Consider the following 2,545-nt stretch of genomic DNA (forward strand, 5'->3'; position numbering starts at 1 on the left):
CCCCCTCGACAGCATCCGCGTCACCCGGCGGTCCCGGTCTGGTTCCGGGTCAAAACGCGTATTATCGATCCGGTGCGGCAGATACGCCTTTCGTATCTGCCTCCCCTTCTGGTCTACATGGCCGCCGGTATTTCCGGTTTGACCGGCATCGTCGGGACTTTTTTCGTCAAGGACACCCTCGGACTGTCGGCGGAGTTTTTGGCCATGCTCGGATTCTGGATTGGACTGCCCTGGGCGCTGAAGATGCCGCTGGGCCACTTGGTGGACCTGATCTGGCGTTGGAAGTCCGCACTGGTCTTTTTCGGCGCCGCAATCATTAGCGCCAGCCTTGCGATCATGCTTGGTTTGATCGAGTCTACCGCTTGGATGATCCGTTTTATGGGCGTGGAGTCGTGGTTTGTCCTTGCGGCTTTGCTGGCGCCGGTGGGCTATGTGATTCAGGATGTGGTGGCAGATGCCATGACCGTCGAGGCCGTGCCATTGGTCGACGACAAGGGTGCGGCCTTCGACGAACGCACCATCCGGCTGATGCACACCACCATGCAGACACTGGGCCGCATGGCGATTGTCGGTGGGGGGATCGCCGTATCCGTCGTCAATATCGTCATGTTCAGCGGCGTCGGCGCCATGCCGGAAGCGTTGAAACGCAGCGTCTACTCCGATATCTATCGAATGGCCCTGCTTATCCCGGTGATTTCAGTGGCCGGAGTGGTGATGGCCGGTCTGCTCAAGCGAATCCGCGTAGGCAAGTATCGGCAGCTCGGCTTGTCGGACGGAGGGATTCTTCCGGGAAAGGATCGAAGCGGGCCGGCGGTCGAGCCCAATTGGTGGATTCTGGGGGGCAGCCTGGTTTTTGTTTTGTTTACGCTGGTGATGGGATTGTGCCACGTTCCCTATAATCAGGAAATCGTTTTGGCAGGCTCGCTGGCCATCGTCCTCTTCCTGATGGCCAAACTGCTCAAGGAGTTGTCTTCTCCTGCCCGTCGCAATCTGGTCGGCACGGCGATCGTCATTTTCGTGTTTCGGGCCCTTCCCGGACCCGGCGCCGGCGCCACCTGGTGGCAGATCGACACCTTAGGCTTCGACCAGCAATTCATGTCGATGCTGTCCTTGATCGGCGGCGGGCTCGCCCTGATGGGGATGTTCGTCTTTCGGCGCTTTATGGCCCAAAAATCAATTGCATATGTGGTGGGATTCCTGACTCTGGTCGGGTCTGTATTGAGTTTGCCCATCATCGGCATGTACTACGGGCTGCACGCGTGGACCTCGGCCCTGACCAATGGAATCGTGGATGCGCGTTTCATCGCCGTGGTGGACACCGCTCTGGAATCGCCGCTGGGCCAGGTGGCGATGATCCCCATGCTGGCATGGATCGCCAACAGCGCGCCGCCGCACCTGAAGGCCACCTTTTTTGCGGTGATGGCCTCGTTTACCAACCTGGCCCTGTCCTTGAGCAACCTCGGTACGAAATACCTGAATCGGATTTTCACAGTCAGCCGCGAGATCCTGGATCTGCAATCCGGTGCCGTCACCGTCCCTGCCGATTACTCCGCGCTCGGTGTTTTACTGGTCACCGTCACCTGTCTCGGGCTGCTGTTTCCGATGCTGACGATCTGGGTTATCCAGAGATCGCCGTTGCGAAGTGCATAGCGGTCCTTCGGAAAAGCCCACCCTCCCAAGCGTCTCATGATGTGTTTGGTGCTCGCAAAAAGTCCACGGCGTCATTGCGAGGCGCGAAGCGCCGCGGCAATCCAGCGCAGCCGTCCCGAGCAAAGCGAGGGATCTTTTATGGGGCGTATGCGTTCATCATTTTTGGATTGACATTTACAATACTTGGCTGAGAGAATGCCGACCTGCTCATCGAATAGATACGCAGAACGTGGTCGGTCACGTATTGTTCAAACGGCCTTAAACCTGAATGAAACCTAAAGGACTTTGCGCAATGCGAAGACTTGAGAAAGCCGTTATTCTGGCCTTTCTGGCCTGCCTGCCGCTGGTTTCACCGGTGGATGCCGCCGACACCAACCGGGTCGCAACGAAGCGGGTTCTGGCGATTATTTTTAGTCAAGAAGGGTTGCCGTTTACGGTGGCATTGGTCCAAAGCCTGCGTTCGAACCTGCATTCGGCGTCTGCGTATCCCGTCGAGCTCAACATCGAGTTTGCAGACCGATTTCGGTATAAGGATCCTGTCTACCTGCAAAAGTTCAATGATCTGATGCACTATAAATATTCTCAACCCCCAATGGATGTTGTTTTTGGCCTGGGTGATGAAGCCGCAGATCTTGTCGCCAAATACAGCGAGGCGTTGTTCGGAAACGTTCCGATGATCGTTCTCACGATTAACCCCGACTTCCAAAAGGATTCGACTGTAAAGCCCTACCTCAGGAACTTGGTCTATGGATTCGATGTACTTGGCCAAGTCATCTTGATTGGAAAATTGCTGCCCGAAGCCCGCCACCTCTTTATCGTTTCAGGATCCTCGCAAAGCGATCGCGGAGGCGCAAGACTGGTCCGGGAAAATCTGAGAAATTATCACGGGCCACTG

2 protein-coding genes are annotated in these 2,545 nt (G+C 56.4%); both read left to right on the plus strand.

Features of this window, described 5'->3' with window-relative positions:
- On the plus strand, positions 1-1,650 hold a 1,650-nt coding region (locus R6V78_RS06585), incomplete at its 5' end, for a hypothetical protein (protein WP_410288544.1).
- Positions 1,651-1,942: 292 nt separating this feature from the next.
- A partial coding sequence (locus R6V78_RS06590) for a hypothetical protein (protein ID WP_410288545.1) occupies positions 1,943-2,545 on the plus strand: 603 nt, incomplete at its 3' end.

The sequence above is a fragment of the Desulfosarcina sp. genome (genome assembly GCF_046496365.1).
Lineage (GTDB): Bacteria > Desulfobacterota > Desulfobacteria > Desulfobacterales > Desulfosarcinaceae > Desulfosarcina.